Annotated in this window: 17 protein-coding genes and 1 tRNA gene; 8 read left to right on the plus strand and 10 right to left on the minus strand. The window is 63.0% G+C overall.

Annotated elements, in window-relative coordinates:
- The first annotated feature begins 105 nt into the window (after nt 1-105).
- The 3 genes from lrp to AV059_RS07250 all read left to right on the plus strand — a co-directional run bounded on the left by lrp (nt 106) and on the right by AV059_RS07250 (nt 2,785).
- Entirely contained in the window at nt 106-564 is a 459-nt protein-coding gene (gene lrp, locus AV059_RS07240) for an HTH-type transcriptional regulator Lrp (RefSeq protein ID WP_005536716.1), read from the plus strand.
- Nucleotides 565-704: 140 nt separating this feature from the next.
- On the plus strand, nt 705-1,301 hold the full coding sequence (locus AV059_RS07245) for a TetR/AcrR family transcriptional regulator (protein ID WP_058993451.1): 597 nt from the start codon (nt 705-707) through the stop codon (nt 1,299-1,301).
- Entirely contained in the window at nt 1,298-2,785 is a 1,488-nt protein-coding gene (locus AV059_RS07250; RefSeq protein WP_058993453.1) for an MATE family efflux transporter, read from the plus strand. The genes AV059_RS07245 and AV059_RS07250 overlap by 4 nt, the downstream gene beginning before the upstream one ends.
- Nucleotides 2,786-2,831: 46 nt before the next feature.
- On the opposite strand, the gene AV059_RS07255 is transcribed toward AV059_RS07250, so the two are convergent.
- On the minus strand, nt 2,832-3,380 hold the full coding sequence (locus AV059_RS07255) for a Rieske 2Fe-2S domain-containing protein (RefSeq protein ID WP_058993455.1): 549 nt from the start codon (nt 3,378-3,380) through the stop codon (nt 2,832-2,834).
- 97 nt (nt 3,381-3,477) lie between these two features.
- Here AV059_RS07255 and AV059_RS07260 point away from each other — a divergent pair, with 97 nt between their 5' ends.
- Nucleotides 3,478-3,762: a hypothetical protein gene (locus AV059_RS07260; RefSeq protein WP_058993457.1), complete on the plus strand. Its 285-nt coding sequence runs from the start codon at nt 3,478-3,480 to the stop codon at nt 3,760-3,762.
- A gap of 270 nt (nt 3,763-4,032) precedes the next feature.
- Nucleotides 4,033-4,617, plus strand: a complete 585-nt coding sequence (locus tag AV059_RS07265; RefSeq protein ID WP_058993459.1) for an NADPH-dependent FMN reductase — start codon at nt 4,033-4,035, stop codon at nt 4,615-4,617.
- 2 nt (nt 4,618-4,619) lie between these two features.
- Here the strand turns inward: AV059_RS07265 and AV059_RS07270 are convergent, their stop codons facing one another.
- On the minus strand, nt 4,620-6,140 hold the full coding sequence (locus AV059_RS07270; RefSeq protein WP_058993461.1) for a hypothetical protein: 1,521 nt from the start codon (nt 6,138-6,140) through the stop codon (nt 4,620-4,622).
- A 192-nt stretch (nt 6,141-6,332) separates the two neighbouring features.
- Complete coding sequence (locus AV059_RS07275) at nt 6,333-6,827, minus strand: hypothetical protein (RefSeq protein ID WP_058993463.1); 495 nt, start codon at nt 6,825-6,827, stop codon at nt 6,333-6,335.
- 171 nt (nt 6,828-6,998) lie between these two features.
- Between AV059_RS07275 and AV059_RS07280 the strand changes: the two genes are divergently transcribed.
- A complete protein-coding gene (locus AV059_RS07280) occupies nt 6,999-7,859 on the plus strand; it encodes a transcription initiation factor IIB family protein (RefSeq protein WP_058993480.1) in 861 nt (286 codons plus the stop codon).
- On the opposite strand, the gene AV059_RS07285 is transcribed toward AV059_RS07280, so the two are convergent.
- The 6 genes from AV059_RS07285 to AV059_RS07310 form a co-directional block, all read right to left on the minus strand.
- On the minus strand, nt 7,838-8,554 hold the full coding sequence (locus AV059_RS07285; protein WP_058993482.1) for an AAA family ATPase: 717 nt from the start codon (nt 8,552-8,554) through the stop codon (nt 7,838-7,840). The genes AV059_RS07280 and AV059_RS07285 overlap by 22 nt on opposite strands.
- Complete coding sequence (locus AV059_RS07290; protein ID WP_058993484.1) at nt 8,551-9,318, minus strand: hypothetical protein; 768 nt, start codon at nt 9,316-9,318, stop codon at nt 8,551-8,553. Before AV059_RS07290 ends, AV059_RS07285 begins: the two co-directional genes overlap by 4 nt.
- 32 nt (nt 9,319-9,350) lie before the next feature.
- On the minus strand, nt 9,351-10,160 hold the full coding sequence (locus AV059_RS07295; RefSeq protein WP_058993486.1) for a hypothetical protein: 810 nt from the start codon (nt 10,158-10,160) through the stop codon (nt 9,351-9,353).
- Nucleotides 10,157-10,492, minus strand: coding sequence for a hypothetical protein (locus tag AV059_RS07300; RefSeq protein WP_058993487.1), 336 nt, complete (start codon nt 10,490-10,492; stop codon nt 10,157-10,159). Before AV059_RS07300 ends, AV059_RS07295 begins: the two co-directional genes overlap by 4 nt.
- 169 nt (nt 10,493-10,661) lie before the next feature.
- On the minus strand, nt 10,662-10,934 hold the full coding sequence (locus AV059_RS07305; RefSeq protein WP_005536733.1) for a hypothetical protein: 273 nt from the start codon (nt 10,932-10,934) through the stop codon (nt 10,662-10,664).
- Between the two features lies 1 nt (nt 10,935).
- On the minus strand, nt 10,936-14,463 hold the full coding sequence (locus AV059_RS07310) for an LAGLIDADG family homing endonuclease (protein WP_058993489.1): 3,528 nt from the start codon (nt 14,461-14,463) through the stop codon (nt 10,936-10,938).
- A gap of 156 nt (nt 14,464-14,619) precedes the next feature.
- Here AV059_RS07310 and AV059_RS07315 point away from each other — a divergent pair, with 156 nt between their 5' ends.
- Both AV059_RS07315 and AV059_RS07320 read left to right on the plus strand, forming a co-directional pair.
- On the plus strand, nt 14,620-15,771 hold the full coding sequence (locus AV059_RS07315) for a BMP family protein (protein WP_058993491.1): 1,152 nt from the start codon (nt 14,620-14,622) through the stop codon (nt 15,769-15,771).
- A complete protein-coding gene (locus AV059_RS07320) occupies nt 15,771-18,101 on the plus strand; it encodes a methyl-accepting chemotaxis protein (RefSeq protein WP_058993492.1) in 2,331 nt (776 codons plus the stop codon). The genes AV059_RS07315 and AV059_RS07320 overlap by 1 nt, the downstream gene beginning before the upstream one ends.
- 223 nt (nt 18,102-18,324) lie before the next feature.
- Here AV059_RS07320 and AV059_RS07325 read toward each other — a convergent pair.
- Nucleotides 18,325-18,397: transfer RNA gene (locus AV059_RS07325), tRNA-Pro, on the minus strand.
- Nucleotide 18,398 lies beyond the last annotated feature (1 nt).

An 18,398-nucleotide genomic window follows, 5' to 3' on the forward strand; every position in this document is an offset into this window, starting at 1 on the left:
GGTGCTACTACTAAAACCCTGCTGATTTGCGCAAAGGTTTCGACGCTTTCGCTTACATTTGGACATTCGTAAAATTCTAATCCCTGGGGGGCGTCCCCCGATGTAATGACGTACGAAAATCTCGACCGTGAGCTAGTGAATGCACTTCTGGGTGACGGCCGTGCCAGCCTCCGAAGCCTTGGAGAAGACCTCGACGTGTCGGTAACGACCGTCTCAAACCACCTTTCCGATCTCGAGGACGAGGGGATCATCAACGGGTATACCCCCAAAGTCGACTACGACAAGCTCGGTTACGACGTGACGGCCATCATTCAGCTCAAGGTGGAAGGGTCGTCGCTCCCGGCAGTCACCGAGGATCTCGAAGAGCACAAGCAGATGATCTCGGTGTACGAGGTCACCGGTGACTACGACGTCATCGCGGTCGGGAAGTTCACCGACACTGACGGCATGAACGCCCAGATAAAGGAACTCCTCACCGACCCAGACATCAGGGAATCGAACACCTCCGTCGTGCTTAACGCCGCAAGCGAACACGAGCAGTTCGACCTCGACCTGAAGGAGTAGCGACCGCCCTTCTACCGTCGTTCCGAGCGGTCCCCGAGCGACGGCTCCCGGGAATCTGATTTCCGGGTGGCATGGCACGCGAACCCAGCCTCAAATGGTACCGACGAATACTTGACTGACCAGTCAGTTAGTTACGCGTAATGAACGACGGCGACACGGCCGACGACATTATGGATGCGACCTACCGTGCGCTGTGTACGCACGGCTATGCAGATCTGACGATGCAGGACATCGCCGACGAGTCGGACAAGAGCAAAGCTGCCCTCCACTACCACTACGACAGCAAGCACGACCTCCTCTGTGCGTTCCTCGACTACCTCTATGACGGGTTCGTCGACCGGATCGAGGACCCCGCCGGCGAGACCCCACACGAGCGCCTGCTGGCACTCATCGATTCCGTGCTGGACAAGCCAGACGACGGGAGCGAGGAGTTCGGGACGGCGATCCTCGAAATCCGTGCCCACGCACCCTACGAACCCGGCTTTCGCGAGCGACTCACCGAATTCGACGACTACCTCGTCAACGAACTCGAAGTGATCCTCGAAGACGGTATCGCTGATGGGACGTTCAAATCCGACCTCGATGCCGAGGAGACCGCCCGGTTCATCGTCACCGTCCTGACCGGGGCTGCGACCGAGCGCGTCACGACCGGACGCCCGGTCAAGTGTACCAGACGGATGCTCACCGAGTACGTCGAGACGCATCTCCTAGACGGACAGCAGGAGGTCACAGCGTGAGCGTCCGGCAGAAACTGGGCCGTCTGGGTTCGCGGCTCGGGAACCTATTCAAGGGGCAGGAGGAACTGGACCTGACCAGCGGCGACATCGGCAAGCCGCTGCTGTTTCTTTCCTTCCCCATCGTCATCACGAACCTGCTACAGGTGGCGTACAACCTCGCAGACACGTTCTGGCTGGGGCAGTACTCCACGACGGCGCTGGCGGCGATCTCCTTTGCCTTCCCGATGATCTTCCTGCTCATCTCGCTCGGGATGGGCCTGTCAGTGGCCGGGAGCGTACTGGTCGCCCAGCACACCGGGGCCGAGGAGCACCGCGAGGCCGAATACGCCGCCTCCCAGACTGTGACGTTCGCGCTGCTAGCCTCCGTGCTGCTCGGCGTGACCGGTTACTTCTTTGTCGAGGACTTTCTGTCGCTGCTGGGCGCATCCAGCGAGGTGCTCCCGGGCGCGACAGGCTACCTACAGGTCGTCTCGCTCGGGCTGACGGCGATGTTCGGCTTCTTCGTGTTCATCTCACTGATGCGCGGGGCCGGCGACACCATCACGCCGATGCTGGTGATGTTCGGGACTGTCGTACTGAACATCGTCATCGACCCGTTCCTCATCTTCGGCTGGTGGGTGTTCCCCGAGATGGGCGTCGTCGGCGCGGCCGTCGCGACGATCTTCTCGCGTGCCGTAGCGCTGGTCGTCGGCATCGGTATCCTGCTGTCGGGCCGGCGCGGCGTGCGGATCCACCTCAGCGATATGGCTCCCGATCTGGAGTACCTCCGGAAACTGCTCAGGCTGGGCATCCCGGCCTCCGTTGAAGGCACCGGGCGTGCTGTGTCGGTCAACGCCATGCTGTTCATCGTTGGGACGTTCTCCGTGACCGTCGTGGCAGCCTTCGGCGTCGGTATCCGCGTGTTCTCGCTGGTGTTCATGCCGGCCATCGCGATGGACCGCGGCGTCGAGACGATGACCGGCCAGAACCTCGGTGCCGAGCGGCCTGACCGCGCAGCGACGGCCAACCACTTCGCTGCAAAGGTGTCGTTCGCTATCCTCACCGTCCTCGGCGTAGTCACTATCTTCGCCGCGCCGACCGTCGTCAGCGTGTTCAGCGACGACCCCGAGGTCGTCCGCATCGGGGCCGAGTTCCTCCAGTGGGTCGCCCCGACCTTCGGCTTCATCGGCATCGTTCGGGCCTACTCCGGCGGGTTCCGAGGGGCTGGCAAGACGCTCACCGCAGCGGCGCTTGCGGTTACCATGCTGGGAATCATCCGGCTGCCGGTCGCCTGGGTCGCCTCCCGCCCGGTGGCGGTCCCGGCATGGCTCGGCCCGCAGGTCGTCGACCTCTTCGCGTACTCGCTGGCCGAACAGGGTATCTGGCTGGCCTTCGCCGTCTCGAACGTCCTCGCGGCCGGCCTCGCAGCGGCCTGGTTCCTCCGGGGGACGTGGCGCGACGCCGACGCGCGGGCCAGCAGTGAGCCGGCCGTCGCCGACGACTGATGACACTGCTTATTGGGAGATAACCGGAAAACAGTCTGACAGCGCGTCAGCGCCGTTCGGCCCGCTCGAAGCGCTCGTCGGTGAGGTACACATCCCCGTCCTGAACCGAGACCTCGATACTGTCGAGGGCGTCACCGGCACAGGGCCCGTGCGTACAGACGCCGTCGTCGGGTTCGAACTGCGCGCCGTGTTTGTGACACACCAGCTGGTCACCCCGCACAATCGCGCCCCGGCCCGGGTCCAGCGGGACCTCGGGCTGGTGGGGACAGGAGTTGCGCCAGGCGGCGACGGCGTCGCCTGAACGGTGCAGGATACAGTTGACGCCGCGCCGACCGTCGCGCGCTTCGAACACGAGCGTGCTGTCGGTTGGCACCGAATCGAGTTCGGCGATGCGGCGCGGCTCGGTACCATCGTCGTCATTGCCGTCAGGCGACTGTTCGTCGTTACCGCCAGCCGCCTGCACATCGTCGCCAGTCCCAGAAAAGCTGAATCGGACCGTCGCATCGCCGGCTTCGACCTCGCCACCGTCGTCGTGGATGCGGACCGATTCCGACTCGTCGTCAGCATCAACGGTCACATCCACGGGGTCGCTCATAGCAACTTGTCTGCGACTGACGCACATAGCGATGTCGAAGTTGGCCGCAGCATGCCGGTTGCAAAACGATGTTATGTCAGCCGCTCAGAAGGTCGATATGGACCAAGACGACGTTTCCGTCGAAGTGGAGGTTGAGGTAGCGGTAGACACAGCGGAACTGGAAGCCGAAGTCGAAGACATGGCGGAGTTCGAGGCAGAACTGGAGGGTAAGGGAATAGAAATCGAACTGGAAGCCGAAGTCGAGTTCGCCGAGCACGAGGAGATGGGCGAACACGAGGAAACGGACGAGCGGGAAGATGAGACGGACGGCTCCGAAGTCGATACTGAGACAGAAGCCGGCGAGATGGATGAGGCTGCGGACAGCGACGAAGAACAAGAGTAGTCGCGGGCAGCAACAGCGACGGTTCGCAGGACACCCCTGGTGACTGCGGGGGAACTGCTGTCACAATCACAGGTGCGCATCGATCTCAGCGAGTAGTCTCGCCAGCGCTGTGGCCGAGTGGACCCGAGCAATGTTCATCGACGACAGCCGTAGCGCCTGATTCCCGATGCCGCCACGGCCCGCTGGCCGCACAACCTCCTGTCAAAATTCGTACTGAAATCAATTTCTCAGAATACTTACTAATCAGTCCCGGCTACGAACAGACACACGATGCACGACACGCCAAACGTTATCGGTGTCAGCGGCAGCCTTCGTGACGAGAGCGGAACCAGAATCGCCGTCCAGCACGCCCTCGATGCAGCAGCGGGGGCTGGCGCGACGGTTGAACACATCGACCTGCGGGAATGGGACCTCCCGCTGTTCGACCCTGACGCGAGTGTGGCAGACTCCGGTGACGGCCCGGAACTCGCTGCCCGTGTCCGCGAGGCCGACGCGATGGTCCTCGGAACGCCTGTGTATCATGGCACAATCGCCTCACCGCTGAAGACGGCGCTCGACTACTGCAGTATCGAGGATGTCGAGGGGACGACCGTCGGCATCCTCGCAGTGGCCGGCGGCGGGTTCCCCACGCCGACGCTACAGCACCTTCGGGCCTCCGTCATAGAGTTGAAGGGCTGGCCGCTCCCGCAAGATGTCGCCATCCCTGACTCGTGGGCCGCCTTCGAGGACGGCAGCATCGCCGACGGAGACATCACAGAGCGCGTCGAAGAACTGGGCGCAACCGTCGTCGCCTACGCAGGGATTGCGGACCGACGCGAGGAAACGGAACAGTCGGAACTGGCGACCGGGGACTGAAATTACTCGAACCAGTCGACGAAACTCCCCTCCAGCAGGTTCCCCTCCTGATGACGGATATAGGTAGCCTGCATCCCCCAGATAGCTTCTGCCAGCGGGACGTTCTCCTCGACGCGACGGCGGACATAGTCGTGTTTCCAGCGTGCGGGCGTGAGCCGGCGGTCGACGCGCTCGCGCAGCGGCCGGATGTACCCATGGGCCTCCTCCGCCGAGAGGCCCCGCTGTTCGAGCCCCTCGCGTGCGTGCTCGAACAGTTCACCGTATATCTCTTCGGTGCTGGTCGTCGTTGCCCCATCAGCGGTTATCCACTCAATTTTTGCCCGGAGGCCGTTCCGAGCGGCGGTGTAGAAGTTCCGCTTCGCCGTTTCCCAGTCCAGGGACTGGATGGGATGTTCGAGCCGCGGCAGGCTCTCCATCAGGCCGGCAAAGACAGCCGCGAACCCGATTGCGTCGTCGACGGTCGGCTGTGCGGCCAGCGGGCGGAACTCGATGCGGGCGTTGGCCGCCGACCGGGTCGGCCCTTCGAACACCGGCCTAACCCACCGCCAGTACGTGCCGTGCTTGTGCCGGAAGTGGACAAAGTCGTCGTCGAAGCGGGTCCCCGACTGCAGGTCGACCGGGACGATGGTGTCGTCCTCGACGATGTCGTCGATGGCCTCCTCGACTGAGTCAAAATCCGGCGGGAAGCAGACCTTCGGTGGCGTCGAGTCGCCGTCGGGCGGATTGAGCACCGATTCGAAGACGCCGATACGGTTCTCCATCTTTGCTCCGGCGACGATCTCCGGGTCGGGCGCATCGTCGTACAGGTCCGGCGGGAAAAACGGCGAGTTGACGCCAAGCGCCAGCAGCGGCGCGGCGATACGGAGCGCGTAGCTGAAATACTCCGGCAGATCCGGAGCGTGAGGAATCTGGTAGTGGGGTTGAATCGAGGTGATGAGCGATTCCGGCATCACCGTCTCGGCCTGTATCGAAACGTGTGGCGCGTCGATTTCGAACGCCGAGGGGTAATCCGTGTTGGCCATCGTGTGATAGCGGACGGAGTCCGACATGTTCGTCCCGATGCGGACGCCGCTCTGTTCGACGCAGTCACAGAGGTACTCCCGGGCCGTCTCGCCGGCGGGTGGAACGGTCCACATGCCGTCGGAGACCAGGCGAATGCCCTCGTTGCGCACCCGTTGCTGGGCCGGCATCAGCGACGCCTTCAGTTCGTTTCGCTGGGCCGCCAGCCCGTGGGTGTTCAGCGGCTGCGGGCTCGTCTGCATCTCGGCGTTGTGCAGGCCGAGTTCCTTTTCGAACCCGATGAGTTCGAGCAACTGACGCGGGACCCGCTGGAGCGCGTCGGTCTGCTCATCGACGGCATACAGCTCCAGTTCCATGCCGACGATCGCCTCCGAGTTGTCGAAGGTCCCGCTCCGGACCGCGGATTTGAGCGCTTCGGCTTCCTCGCGGGCCCGTTCGTTGAACGACTCGCTGTCCGCTGCAAGCACCTCGGCCACCCGGTCTGCCAGTTCCGAAGCCGACATATCTCCGGGTTTGCAGCCATAGGTGTTAAGCATGCCCCAGAAAGCGGGCAGGTAGCGAGCGCGTGGATTCCACACGCACGAGGCGACCGCTGCTCACTCCCGACCTCGCCGAGAAGGCAGATCACACATCCTCACAGCAGCTCGCCGATGTCGCTCACTCCCGACCTCGCCGAGAAAGCAATTCACACACGCTCATAGCAGCTCGCCGACGTCGCTCATCGTCTCTCCTAACGGGTCCCGTTCCTCAGTCGTCAGCGCTCCTTCGACCGCATCGCGGGCCGCTGGCAGCGGCTCGTGCGTCTCGATGTACACAGCTAGGGCAAACTCCTGTTCAGTCACATCGGCGAGTGCGATAGCGTCGTTGCGGGAGAGATCCCCGGCAAGCCAATCGGCGATCATCTCACGTCCCTGTGGGCCGACCGGTGACACTTGCTCGCCGACGAGATGGAGCGTCTTGGCGGCCATCACAGGCGCAACACCGGCGGCACGGCCCGCATCGCCGACGCTCTTGCCGGCTGCGTAGGCCTCGACGACGGTCGCCGCTGTCGCCGCTGAGCACGGGAGATCATCGGCCACCGGGGCCAGTCGTTCCGGGAGGGACGCGTCTGTCTCGTCAACGGCAGCGATGCCGCGGTCACGCTGGTGGGTCGTGACCTCGACACCGGCAGCGATATCCGACAACGTCATTAAAAATTTCCTACGCTACACCGAAATTTAATACTGTCGGAACCTCGATAGGCGCTGCTGTCAATCCCAGTGTCAACCTACCGGTTACCGGTAGGCAGTTTCGTCGAAAAACGCCCGGAAACCCGCCTTTGCATCGGTTTTTTAACCCTCCATCCAGCCGTAGGTGGAAACATGAGTGCGACGGTAACGCAATGTCCAGAGTGTAATGGGTCGGTCAAACAGCAGGGCGTCGAATCGGTCTGTGGCAGCTGCGGGCTGGTCGTCGGTGAGGACGCCATCGACCCCGGTCCGGAGTGGCGGTCATTCGACGACGATGACACTGACCGGGCACGCACGGGTGCGCCGCTGACGCGGTCGCGCCACGACCGCGGCCTCTCGACGAAGATCGGCCGGTCGACACGGCTGAAAGGGCGTAAGCGGCGTCAGTTCGCCCGCCTCCGCCGCGAGCACAACCGCGCCCAGATCAGTTCGAAACGCGAGCGAAACAAGGTGTACGCCTTCACCGAGATCCGGCGCATCATCAGTTCGATGGCGCTTTCAGACGCGATCCGGGACCGGGCCTGCGTGCTGTTCGAATCCGCACAGAACGAGGACCTACTGCAGGGACGAACGCTGGAAGGGTTCGCGGCCGCAGCTATCTACGCCACCTGCCGGACCGAAGGCGTCGCCCGAACCGTCGACGAACTCTGTACTGTCGCCAAAGCGACTCAGGCGGAGCTTCGTGCAGCGTACGACGCCTTGAACAGAGAACTCGGACTGCCGACTGGCCCGATTGATCCTCGCGAGTACGTACCACGGTTCGCAACAACGCTGGACCTGCCGACGGCAGTCCGACAGCACGCGGAACGGCTCGTCGACGAGGCACAGGACCGCGGGCTGGTCAGCGGGCGCAATCCGGCCGGCGTCGCGGCGGCGTGTCTCTACACCGCGGCCCAAGAGCAGGACGTGGCGCTCACGCAGGCCGAGGCGGCAGAGACGGCAGACGTAACGCCAGTCACGCTCCGCGGGACCTACACCGAACTACAAGAGTAGACGGCGTCAGCGAGCCCTTCAATCGAGCGCCGAGCCGGTGTGTCTGGCGCTGTTTCTCGAAGCGGCTGTCCATGCGCCTGTGCCGTCGCTAGCGGCTCACTTTCCGGGATAGCGACGGCCGGCGCACCGAACCGGTCCGCGACAGCCCCGGTCGCAGGATCTGGACCAGCGCGGTTGAGGGCGACCCGACAGAGTCCGGCATCGAGTTCGCGAGCCAGCGCCCGGACCCGGAGCGCGTCAGCGAGCGCCGCGTCTTCCGGCGTCGTGACGAGTACCGCGGCGTCGGCAGCGGCAAGGGGCAGCCCTACGTCGGCGTGCATCCCGGCCGGCGAGTCCACGATGACCCAGCGGTAGGTCCGCTCCAGCGCGGCGAATACGTCTGTGAGCCTCCGCAAGTCGGCACTCCGAGCACCGGCCAGCGTTCGTCCGCATGGGACGAGAGTCACAGGACCGTCCTCCCGGACAGCTTCGTGCGGGTCGGCGCGGTCGGCAAGAACGTCGTGCAGGTCAGGACCGTGACTGGACGGGAGGTCCGCCATCCCGAGGTCACCGTCGACGACGATGCTGCCCGCGTTCGCGTTTGCGAACGAGTCCCCGCTGTCAGTCCGTTCGAGCGCGTCGAGTTCCGCCGCGAGATTGTACGCAATAGTGGACTTGCCGACGCCGCCCTTGCCGCCGGTGACTGCCAAGATCATGCCAAGCTGGACAGGGTCTCTGTCGGCACCGTAGCAGCCGATCGTCGGTCGGCGAGCCGCTCAGCCCGCCGAGCCAGCGCCCGGAGCATTTGCTCGTCAGTGTCGCCGCGTGCCGCAACTGTCCGGACACCGGACAGCCCGTCCGCCGCACGAACTGCGGCTGTCGCTGCCGACAGCGAGTCCGCCTCGGCCAGCCGCTCGGCACGGTCGACCCGTCGAGCAACGGTTTCGAGCCACTGCGAGACAGCGTCTGGAAGGTGCTGATCCGGTCGTTGGCCGATCGAAGTCCTCGACTCGGCTGACGGTTGGCGTCCCGCTGGCTGTGGTTCGATGTCCCGCTCGGATGCAGGGCTGGCCGGCCCAGCGCTCGCGGTCTCGGCCGCTCGTACCGACTCGGCTGTTGGGACAGCGTCAGCAGGTGGTGACGGATCGCCCAGTTCCCTGAGTACGGCATCTGCAGAGTCGAATCGCTCGTCCGCTGAGGTCGTATCGAGCGCCGGATCGGCGCGCACCAGCTCCGCCGGCTGGTCAGACAGCGGGGCTGGCGTCGCGTACCCAAGCGCGTGTGTCCCCGGCCTGACGACCCCTTCAAACCCGTCCTCCGACCAGCCGGCCTCGGGAACGCCCTGCTTTCTCGGCGGCCAGAGCGGGCCATCGAGACAGTTCCGAACAGTAATTCGAGTCGGTTCGGCAACATCGCTGACGGTCGCCGTAACGAGCGTTACGCCGTCGACTCGCTCGGCGCGACAGTCGAAGGTAACCATAGGAACGGTGGCCCGGCCTTCCGATTTAAAAGTCAGCAACGGACGATAGGGGCGTCGAGATAGTCCGACGCAGCCGCTGGCGTCCTGAACCGGTCCGTTTCGAGAACGACCGGTGCAGGCGTTTTGGCGACCCGGAGCACGGCCAGAGCGGCCGGTACTGGGTCGGCGTCGAACGGGTCGTCCGGAACTGGCCCGGGAACGGCTTCGATAGCCCGAGCGAATGCATCAGCGCACCGGTCGACAAGAGTCGCCCGAGCGCTCCGCCGGAGGTTGGCCAGTTCGTCGGAAAGCCGACGCTGTTCCTCCAGTGTGTCACGGTAGGCGCGTGCCCGCTCCCGGCGGAGTTCGCGAGTCTCTCTGGCGGCAGTCTGTCGAGTCTTCCGTTCGCTCAGTTCCGTCGCTGCGTCTCGGAGGTCAGCCTGTACCGTCCCGTCGTCCGCACCGACCGCCTGCCGGGCGGTGAGACGACCGCGGTGGGTAGCGACCGCTTCCTGCAGGCCGTCGATGGTCGAATCCGGGACGGGATCGACAGGGTCCGGCAGATCCGGCGGCGAGCATTCAAGCTCGGCCAGCTGGGCGTGGCGGTCTGCGATAGCGTCATCCTGCGGCGTCTCGTATCCCCGTGACCGGGCGGCGGCCGCGAGTGCAGTCCGCGTCCGGAGCCCCATCGATGGGTGGATGTGTCCGACGTACGCGTACACGGCCGGTGGCTCCGGGCAGGACACGACCGGAAAACGCCGCTGTCCACGGATGCTTGCGGCGACGGTTCGACCGCCGACGTTTCGGGTTCGGAGGTCGACGACAGCGCCCGTGTACGTGGTTCCAGCGACGCGGAGCTTCACAGGTCGACGCCTCGGAGTTGGTCCGGGTCTGGGAGGTCACGCCCCGACGCGAACCGTTCGTATGGCGTCGCCGGTTCCTCGCGTGCCTCGTACCGTCTGGCCGCCTCGCGGATATGCTCCGGAGCATCTGTCGGCTCGAACGGTTCGACGCGCTCGATCTGCACGTCAAGGTCGTGTTTCTCGTGGAGCCGAAGCGCCTGAAAGGCCCCGAACTCTGTTCCGGAGAACAACGCTGCTCTCCCGAACTGCCGAACGACACAGTCTTCGTGGGCACGACAGACGTTCCGCAGGTCTCTGCGTGCCGCCCGGGAGTATGTGACGACGAGTAGCACTGGCTAGGCATTGGTATTATTACTATAAAATTTTACTGAATTGAATGAGAAATGGGCTGAATATATATGACGGTCGGGAAGAAAGATAGGTGGACAGGCGAACTCGGGAGTCAGTACTGTAGGGCTGATGTGGACTATGCCGACAGTACTCACGCTGCTCGAAAATGGCCTACTCGACGACTGTAACGGTAAATTCGCCGGCATCTGCGACGAGGTCACGAACCCGCTCGCGGGCCGCTGTCTCGGATGGCGCGAGGACGACGAGGCCATCCACGGCGGCCCCGCCGTTTGCCCGGTAGGCTTGCAGGTCCCCCTCGAACTCAGTCGCATAGGTCCGGAGCGTCCCGCGAACGTCCCGTTCGAGGTCACTGAGCGACCGCGACCCGGCCTCGAACTCGGCCAGCGCCTCCTCGATATTGCGGAGTGCGGAAATACGGTCCATATCAGGTCGTCCGGAGGTGGTCCGTCCGAGGCTCGTACACCTCGCCTTTCTGTTTCAGCTTGTCAATCTCGTGTTCGGCCTTCGACTCGTCGATGCCGACTTCCTCGGCGCGTTCGATGACCACGTCAGCGGGTGCGCCCTCGTCATACTCGTCCTCGATGTCGGAGATGATGCCTTTGATGTTCTGGATGCGGTCGCGCTGGGTCTTCGACTGGCCGGTCTCGACCACGTCGGCATCGAACTCGCCGGTCTCGGGATCGACACCGATCTCCTTCAGGCAGTAGTGGGCGATGTCGACTGCCCGGTCGGCGTCGGCTTCGTCGACGGTGTCGGAGAGGCGTATACGTGCAGAGGCTTCAGCAAGCCGGACCAGCGCCTCCAGCTTCCGGGCGGTGACGGGCACCGGCGCGTCCTCGTCCTGACCCTTCATCCGCAGGTCGACGTAGAAGTCCTCGATACGGCTCTTTGCCTCCTCGGTCATCGTCGGGAAGCAGTTGCGCTTCGCGTAGGCGACGTACTTCCGGAGAAGGTCCGGCTCGATTGTCGGTGCGACCTCCTCAGTAACGGTCCCAACCTCCTCCTCACTGAAGTTTGAGGTGGGGTTTTCGGTCCGATGCGTGTGGAGTTCGCCGGCGTAGTTGGTCTGGATGATGTGCTCGGCGAGGTTGCGGTCCTTCTCCTCATCGGGCTTGTCCGTCACGGTGAAGATGAGGTCGAACCGCGAGATAAGCGCCGGTTCAAGGTCTATCTGCTCACCGATGGGTTCGTACTGGTCGAAGCGGCCGTACTTGGGGTTGGCCGCGCCCAGGAGCGAACAGCGGGATTTGAGTGTCGCGTTGATTCCCGCCTTCGAGACGCTGATACGCTGCTGTTCCAGCGCCTCGTGCATGGCGGAGCGGTCTTCCGGGCTCATTTTGTCGAGTTCGTCGATGGCGGCGATACCCTGATCTGCGAGCACGAGCGCGCCCGCCTCCAGCGTCCACTGCTGGCCGTCGCCGAAATCGTCGCGAACGGCGGCCGCGGTAAGCCCCGCGCTCGATGACCCTTTGCCGGAGGTGTAGACAGAGCGTGGCGCGATATTCTCGATATATGATAGCATCTGGGAGTTATGCGAGACAACCCCGTTAGTGAGGTAGTTGTGCGTACCCTCGATTTCGAGATCGTAGACCCACTTCTCATCGTGTTCGATGGGTTCTATCGACTCGATTCGGTCCCACGCGATATCACCTTCGACGAGTGCAGTAAGTGCGTCCAGATCCCGGCGGAGTGAATCCGTTCCGCCCCCGTCACTGGCCGCAGTGTCGCCGGCAGGAGAGTTACGGTCCATCGCAGCCAATCGCGTCTCAAAGGCATCAAGAACCGATTCGAGACTGTCGTGGCTCGGGTTTCTGCGCCCCCGCTCGTAGTGTTGATACGTCGACCGTGGAAGGCCACATTCGTCCTGTGTCAACCCAAGGGCTTCCCGAAGGCGGCGGAGTTCCGGACCCAGAGCGGGGACAATATCGAGATTTGTATTTCCGCGGACTCCTTCGAACTGCTGGCACGCCTCTGTCTTTCGCTCTGTAACAAATCCGATTTTTTCGGCGTAGTCGTGGAAGGAGTTCCCGGAGATTCGAAGCCGGTAGCTGCCGTTGCTCCGGGGTTGGAGTTGTGCTGTGATTCCCTGCGTGACGAGCAGGGACCGAACATCTTTCAGCAGCTGTTTACTCATCGAGGCAACAGTAATCTCCCGCTGTGATGTCGAGACGTGACCCTCCCCCTCAATATATCCTCTGATAAATCCGGAAACAACGTCGTCGCTCGCACGCATGATATCTTGCGGAACACGTCTGTCTGCCGACGACGCGAGCAACGTCTCGTCCAGAGCTGCGAGGAAGCTAACGAACTCGCCAGCCGAACACAACAGTTCGCGGGCAGTCTTACCGTCGTGTGGATCTCGTTCTGTAACGTTGAGGTTCAGTGTCTCCAGAGCGGATTTTGCGTCGTCGAGCAGTTCGACGTCGTTGTTCGTTATCGAAACGAAGCCCGTGTTATCTGCTCGCTGTTCGACGTACCCCTCGGCAACGATATAGCCGATAAGACGGGCTAGCTCAGGGTTCCACTGCGCCGGGAGTTCAAGATCGACACTGTTGTTGGCCTGTGATTCTCGGAACGTGATGTCCAAATCGTCGTAGCCATCTGTCGATAACTCTCTGGGAACTGCAATATGTGTTCCACTCTCTAATTCCTCGGCTTTCCTGGCCTGAAACCGTCCGTCAGCCTGAACGAACAGCGGATGGGACGGCGTTATGTCGAGTTCGCGACCAGTCGAAGTTCGAATGCGATACAGCGTATCCGGTGCTTCGCGCTTCCAGACCTTGGTCGCTCGCTGGGTGGCTATCGTCCCATCCTGCCGGAGTGACGGGACATCGAAGTCAACCGCATCCCACACTCCGTCGTCGACTGGGTTGGGATCATCTAAGTTCGATTCGACGATCTCTCGGATCGGGCGTTCGTGACCGTCTGCAAGTGTCACCCGTGTATCGCCGTGGACGCATTTCCCCGTTCCCGGATCTCCTATCAGCAACATATGGAGGTCTCCACGTATTCGAGAGCCGTCAGGTAGCTCCTTCGTCACGCCCGAGAAGAGCTGGAGCATCATCGCGAGCTTCTCTTTCTCGTAGCCGTAGATAGAGGGGGCAATGGCCCCGACCATCTTGTCGTAGATATCGGATTCGTTGGAGAGTTCGACGATCTCCTTCTTGTCGGCGTCGGTGATCTCCATGTCCTCGAACTGCTCGTCTTCGATTTCGACGCTGACGCCCTCCATGTAGATGTCGAACATCGGGGACTTCTCGTTGTCGTTGCCCCGCTGGTCGAGTTTGAGGATGCCGGTCACGCGGACGTGGTCGCCGGCGGTGACGTGGCCCGTGATGTCGTCCTCGATGTTGATGTCGATTGACTGGGGCGTCTCCCCGCCACGCAGTCCCTCGGGAGATTCCTGTACACGGAGTTTCTGGGCGTCGATGAACTGCGACTGGTCGGTGTTGAGCCGGAACGGCCCCTGACGCTCACAGCCCTGGCAGTCGTGGGGTTCCTGAAAGTCACCGGCGGTCTGTGGAATGCGCGTGAGTGTTCCACAGCGCTGGCACTCGAAGGCCGCCTCGATGACTTTCGGGCGTACATCGGTCGCTTTCCGGATGATACCACGGACGGCGACGAGGTTGCCGTGGTGTTCGTGGCGCAGGTCGCGGATATCCTCGGATTCGGGGAGGTTCCGGACGCGGACGTGAGCCTGTCCGAGCGAGACATCAACCGGGAGGTCGTACAGTCGAAGGGCCTCCTCGGCGTACTCCTGAATCTGCCCGGGCTTGGTGCGGTAGTCGTCGGCCAGGTCCGGGTCGAAGCGATAGAGGTCGTCCCAGTCGATATACAGCGATTTCTGGTCGTTCGGGTATTTCTGGGCGAGCTCACCGATCTCGTTGCGGTAGTAGTTGCGGTAGAACTCCTCGAAGCGGTCGATGAGTTCGGTGTTCTCGGCGGTCGCCATTTGAGTGGACAGTGGTTATGCCCACTGGCCTAAGAAGGTTCGCAAACCGGGGTGGAACTGAAATGAGGCGGCACGAGGGTGCTATCAGTATCAGTGTCGAGAATTGGGGCAAGTAGTTTTTGCTGGTATACCTGATTCACTCAGAGTAGAATAACCGTGCGCGATCAAAAAATCACAAGGCGTCGACTCCTCGCCAGCGGCAGCGCGGCCGCAACCGCAGCGTTCGCTGGCTGTGCGAGCCGTTTCGAGAATTTGGGAGGGAGCGGCGCAGGGGACGAGGGTTCCAGCGAGAGCCAGCAAGCGACCGCCAGCGGCATCAACGAGAGTGATGCGGCGGCGACTGTCGGGATGGTGTACGCGCTGGGCGGGCTCGATGACCGCTCGTTCAACGATGCGGCGAACCGCGGGATTCAGCGCGCACGCCTCGATGACGGGGTCGAGTACACGAATCACGAGCCAAACAGTGTCGCCGGATTCGCCGAGGTACAGGCCGAACTGGCGAGTTCGACGAACCCGTCATACGACCTGATCTGCTGTATCGGATTCCTGCAGGCAGAGGGGCTGTCTGAGACCGCCTCAGAGTACACGGACCAGCAGTTCATGATCGTCGACTCTGTCGTGGATGCTGACAACGTAGCCAGTTACGTGTTCCGCGAACACGAGGGGTCATTTCAGGCCGGGAATCTTGCCGGGCTGCTCACGACCAGGGACGTCAACCTCGGTGCGGGTGCAACGAACCCGGAAGAGACGACCGTCGGGTTTGTCGGCGGCCTCGACCAGCCAATCATTCACAGGTTCGAGGCCGGCTTCAAAGCCGGCGTCGAGTACGCCAACGCGGACGTTGATGTCCTCACCGAGTACCTCGGGAACTTCGACGACGTGCAGGGCGCCCGCGACATCGCAGCCGGGATGTACGACGATGGAGCAGACATCGTCTACCACGCGGCGGGTGGCGCAGGTGTGGGCATCTTCCAGGCCGCACAGGCCTATGAGCGGTACGCAATCGGGGTAGACTCAGACCAGTCCCGGAGCAACCCCCGGTACGCGGACGTCGTGCTCGCGAGCATGGTCAAGCGAGTGAACGTTGCGGTCTACAACGCGGCGACGGCAACAGTCGCAGACAACCTCCCTGCTGGTGAGGTCGTCTCGCTTGGGCTTGATAGTGACGGCGTCGGCATTGTCTATGGGACCTCCCTCGAGCCAGCAATTCCCGACGACGTCAGGGAGGCGCTGTCGACATCGCGGGAGCAGGTCGCTGCCGGCGACATTGTCGTGCCCACTGAGCGCTCCAACACGGGTGGTGCCTGATGACGGGCGGTCCGCTTGACGGACTGGCGAGCGCGCTTGATCGAGTCGCCCCCGAGTTCGTCCGGCAGCGGTTCGCTGCGAAGTTCGCTGTTGCGTTCCTCGCAGTGTTGCTCGTCATCGCGGGCGCCGGCGCGTTCACGTTCCAGGCGACATCCACAGCCGTCGAACGCCAGACGACTGGACAGCTCGCCGAGACCAGCCAGCTGGAGGGGGACTCTATCGGCTCGTGGGTCGAACAGCAACGCACGCACACGCGCTCCGTCTCGCAGGGTGAACCGCTCCGGAGCGACCGACGAGCGGCCGCGTATATCCTTCTGCAGGACCAGCTACTGCCTGACGATGTTGTCAGTATGCACCTCGTAAACGATACTCGTGGCGAAGTGGTTGCCAGCACGGAACTCCCGCTAGAGGGGCGGTCGCTGTCAGAACTTGACGCCCCGTGGACGAACGCGGAAGTGCCGGAGGGCCCCGGGAACAACACACAGGTCTGGTCGAGTAGTCGGTCGTACCGCTCACCGGTCCTCAACGACGAACCCGTGATGGCGTTCGCGAGTTCGGTCCCGAAGCGTGATGGCTCGCACCTCGTCGTCGTCACGCGCATCCAGAGCCAGGTCGACCGGCTCAGCGATACGAATTCGACGAAGGAAACCACGATTCTGAACACCAACGACGAGACGGTACTGAACATCGACCGCGAGTTCGATGCTGACACCCACAGAGAGAGCCTCGCGGCGATCCGCGATGCGAACGGTACTGCAGCACCGGTAACAGCGGTGTCCGATGGTCGCGTGTACGCGTTCGCACCTGTCCCAACCACGAACTGGGTCACAGTGACGAGCCTGGACACGGCTCAGGCGTTTAGTGTCCGGGATACGGTCGGGCAGACAGTCGGCCTGCTTGTCCTGCTGGCACTCGTTTCGTTGTCGGCTGTCGGCCTCGTACTCGGGAAACGCACAGTCGACCCGCTGAAGCAGCTGCGAGACCGTGCTGAACGCATCGAGGCCGGCGACTTCGATGTCGACCTCTCGACGAACCGCGCCGATGAAATCGGCCGGCTCTACGGGACGTTTGACGATATGCGGATCTCTCTCCAGAACCGCATTCAGGAAGCGGAGGATGCGGTCGAGGAGGCAAAGACGGCGCGGTCGGAGGCCGAAGAGCTCCGCACGGAAGCGGAGGACGCACGAGCTGAGGCAGAAGAAGCCAGCCAGCGCCTCCAGGAGCGCGCCACCGAGTACAGCGCAGTGATGCAGGAGATCGCTGACGGTGACCTCACGAAGCGACTCGACGAAGACGCGGAGGAGACGGCAATGCGAGAAGTCGCAGTGGAGTTCAACGCAATGCTCGACGGGCTCGAAGCAACCGTCAGTGAGGTTGCGGCGTTCGCCGACGAAGTCGCGGATGCCACAATCGAGGTCGCGACTGGGGCCGAGGAAATCGAGACGACGAGCCAGACCGTCAGTGACCGCATACAGGAGATCGCCGACGGTGCCATCAGACAGCACGACGACCTCGAGGAGGCTGCCGCCGAAATGGACGAGCTATCGGCGAGCATCGAGGAAGTCGCAGCGTCGTCGACGACGGTCGCAGAGACGGCCAGAGAAGCCGTCGACCGTGGCGAAACGGGCCGGGAGGCCGCCGAGTCGGCCATTGACGACATGGCGGAAATCGAGTCCCGCTCGGCAGACGCGGTCGACCAGATTCTCGCGCTACAGGAGCGGATGGACGACATCGGCGAGATTGTCGACTTCATCTCGGATATCGCCGAGCAGACGAATATGCTCGCCCTGAACGCCAACATCGAGGCTGCCCGGGCCGACAAGGACGGCGAGGGCTTCGCCGTTGTCGCCGACGAGGTCAAGAACCTCGCGGAGGAGACAAAACAGGCGGCAGCGGAGATAGAATCCGAAATCGCGGCCGTGCAAACGGAGACAGACGAGACTGTCACGGACATCCGCGCGACTAGCGAGCACATCGACACCGGCGTGAAGACTGTCCGCGAGGCTGCCGACGCCATAGAAGACACTGTCGACGCAATCGAGAACGCCAACGATGGGATTCAGGAGATTGCGGATGCCACTGAGGACCAGGCCGACGCAACGCAAAGCGTCGTCCACCGCGTCGACGGGGTCTCGGAGATCAGCCAGAACGTGACGGAGGACGCCGAGCAGGTATCGGCAGCCGCCGAAGAGCAGTCCGCGTCCGTCGCTGAAATCGCCCAGAGCGCGGACGAACTCCGCGACCGTGCCGACTCGCTGGCCGCAACCGTCGACGAGTTCGACACCAGTGACGGGGAGGGCGGCCACAGTGATGTCGAAGGCAAGCGATAACCACTCCACGCGTTCCGTCCCTGATGGGACTGGCGACTAGCGCGGCGTGATATCGGGACGGGTTCTTTTCGCAATGTTGCTCGGAGAGTCGCTACGGACATGGTGGTGAGGACTGGCCGCGGCTACGAGTGTGAACAGCGATGACAGCAAAGAACTGGCAAAACGGGTCGCTAAGGAATTAGCAGTAGAAGCGACAGAAGGGCCGCGTTCGTTATCGCAAGGATGGGATCGCCCAGATTTGAACTAGGGGCGCGGGCACCCAAGGCCCGAAGGTTACCAAGCTACCCCACGATCCCG

Origin of the sequence: Haloarcula sp. CBA1127, assembly GCF_001485575.1 — an archaeon.
Classification (GTDB): domain Archaea; phylum Halobacteriota; class Halobacteria; order Halobacteriales; family Haloarculaceae; genus Haloarcula.

Excerpts from the sequence above, each read along its gene's own strand:
- lrp (WP_005536716.1), top strand. The coding sequence starts at position 106 with ATGACGTACGAAAATCTCGACCGTGAGCTAGTGAATGCACTTCTGGGT.
- AV059_RS07245 (WP_058993451.1), top strand. The coding sequence starts at position 705 with ATGAACGACGGCGACACGGCCGACGACATTATGGATGCGACCTACCGT.
- AV059_RS07255 (WP_058993455.1), bottom strand. The coding sequence starts at position 3,380 with ATGAGCGACCCCGTGGATGTGACCGTTGATGCTGACGACGAGTCGGAA.
- AV059_RS07260 (WP_058993457.1), top strand. The coding sequence starts at position 3,478 with ATGGACCAAGACGACGTTTCCGTCGAAGTGGAGGTTGAGGTAGCGGTA.
- AV059_RS07265 (WP_058993459.1), top strand. The coding sequence starts at position 4,033 with ATGCACGACACGCCAAACGTTATCGGTGTCAGCGGCAGCCTTCGTGAC.
- AV059_RS07270 (WP_058993461.1), bottom strand. The coding sequence starts at position 6,140 with ATGTCGGCTTCGGAACTGGCAGACCGGGTGGCCGAGGTGCTTGCAGCG.
- AV059_RS07275 (WP_058993463.1), bottom strand. The coding sequence starts at position 6,827 with ATGACGTTGTCGGATATCGCTGCCGGTGTCGAGGTCACGACCCACCAG.
- AV059_RS07280 (WP_058993480.1), top strand. The coding sequence starts at position 6,999 with ATGAGTGCGACGGTAACGCAATGTCCAGAGTGTAATGGGTCGGTCAAA.
- AV059_RS07285 (WP_058993482.1), bottom strand. The coding sequence starts at position 8,554 with ATGATCTTGGCAGTCACCGGCGGCAAGGGCGGCGTCGGCAAGTCCACT.
- AV059_RS07290 (WP_058993484.1), bottom strand. The coding sequence starts at position 9,318 with ATGGTTACCTTCGACTGTCGCGCCGAGCGAGTCGACGGCGTAACGCTC.
- AV059_RS07305 (WP_005536733.1), bottom strand. The coding sequence starts at position 10,934 with ATGGACCGTATTTCCGCACTCCGCAATATCGAGGAGGCGCTGGCCGAG.
- AV059_RS07310 (WP_058993489.1), bottom strand. The coding sequence starts at position 14,463 with ATGGCGACCGCCGAGAACACCGAACTCATCGACCGCTTCGAGGAGTTC.
- AV059_RS07320 (WP_058993492.1), top strand. The coding sequence starts at position 15,771 with ATGACGGGCGGTCCGCTTGACGGACTGGCGAGCGCGCTTGATCGAGTC.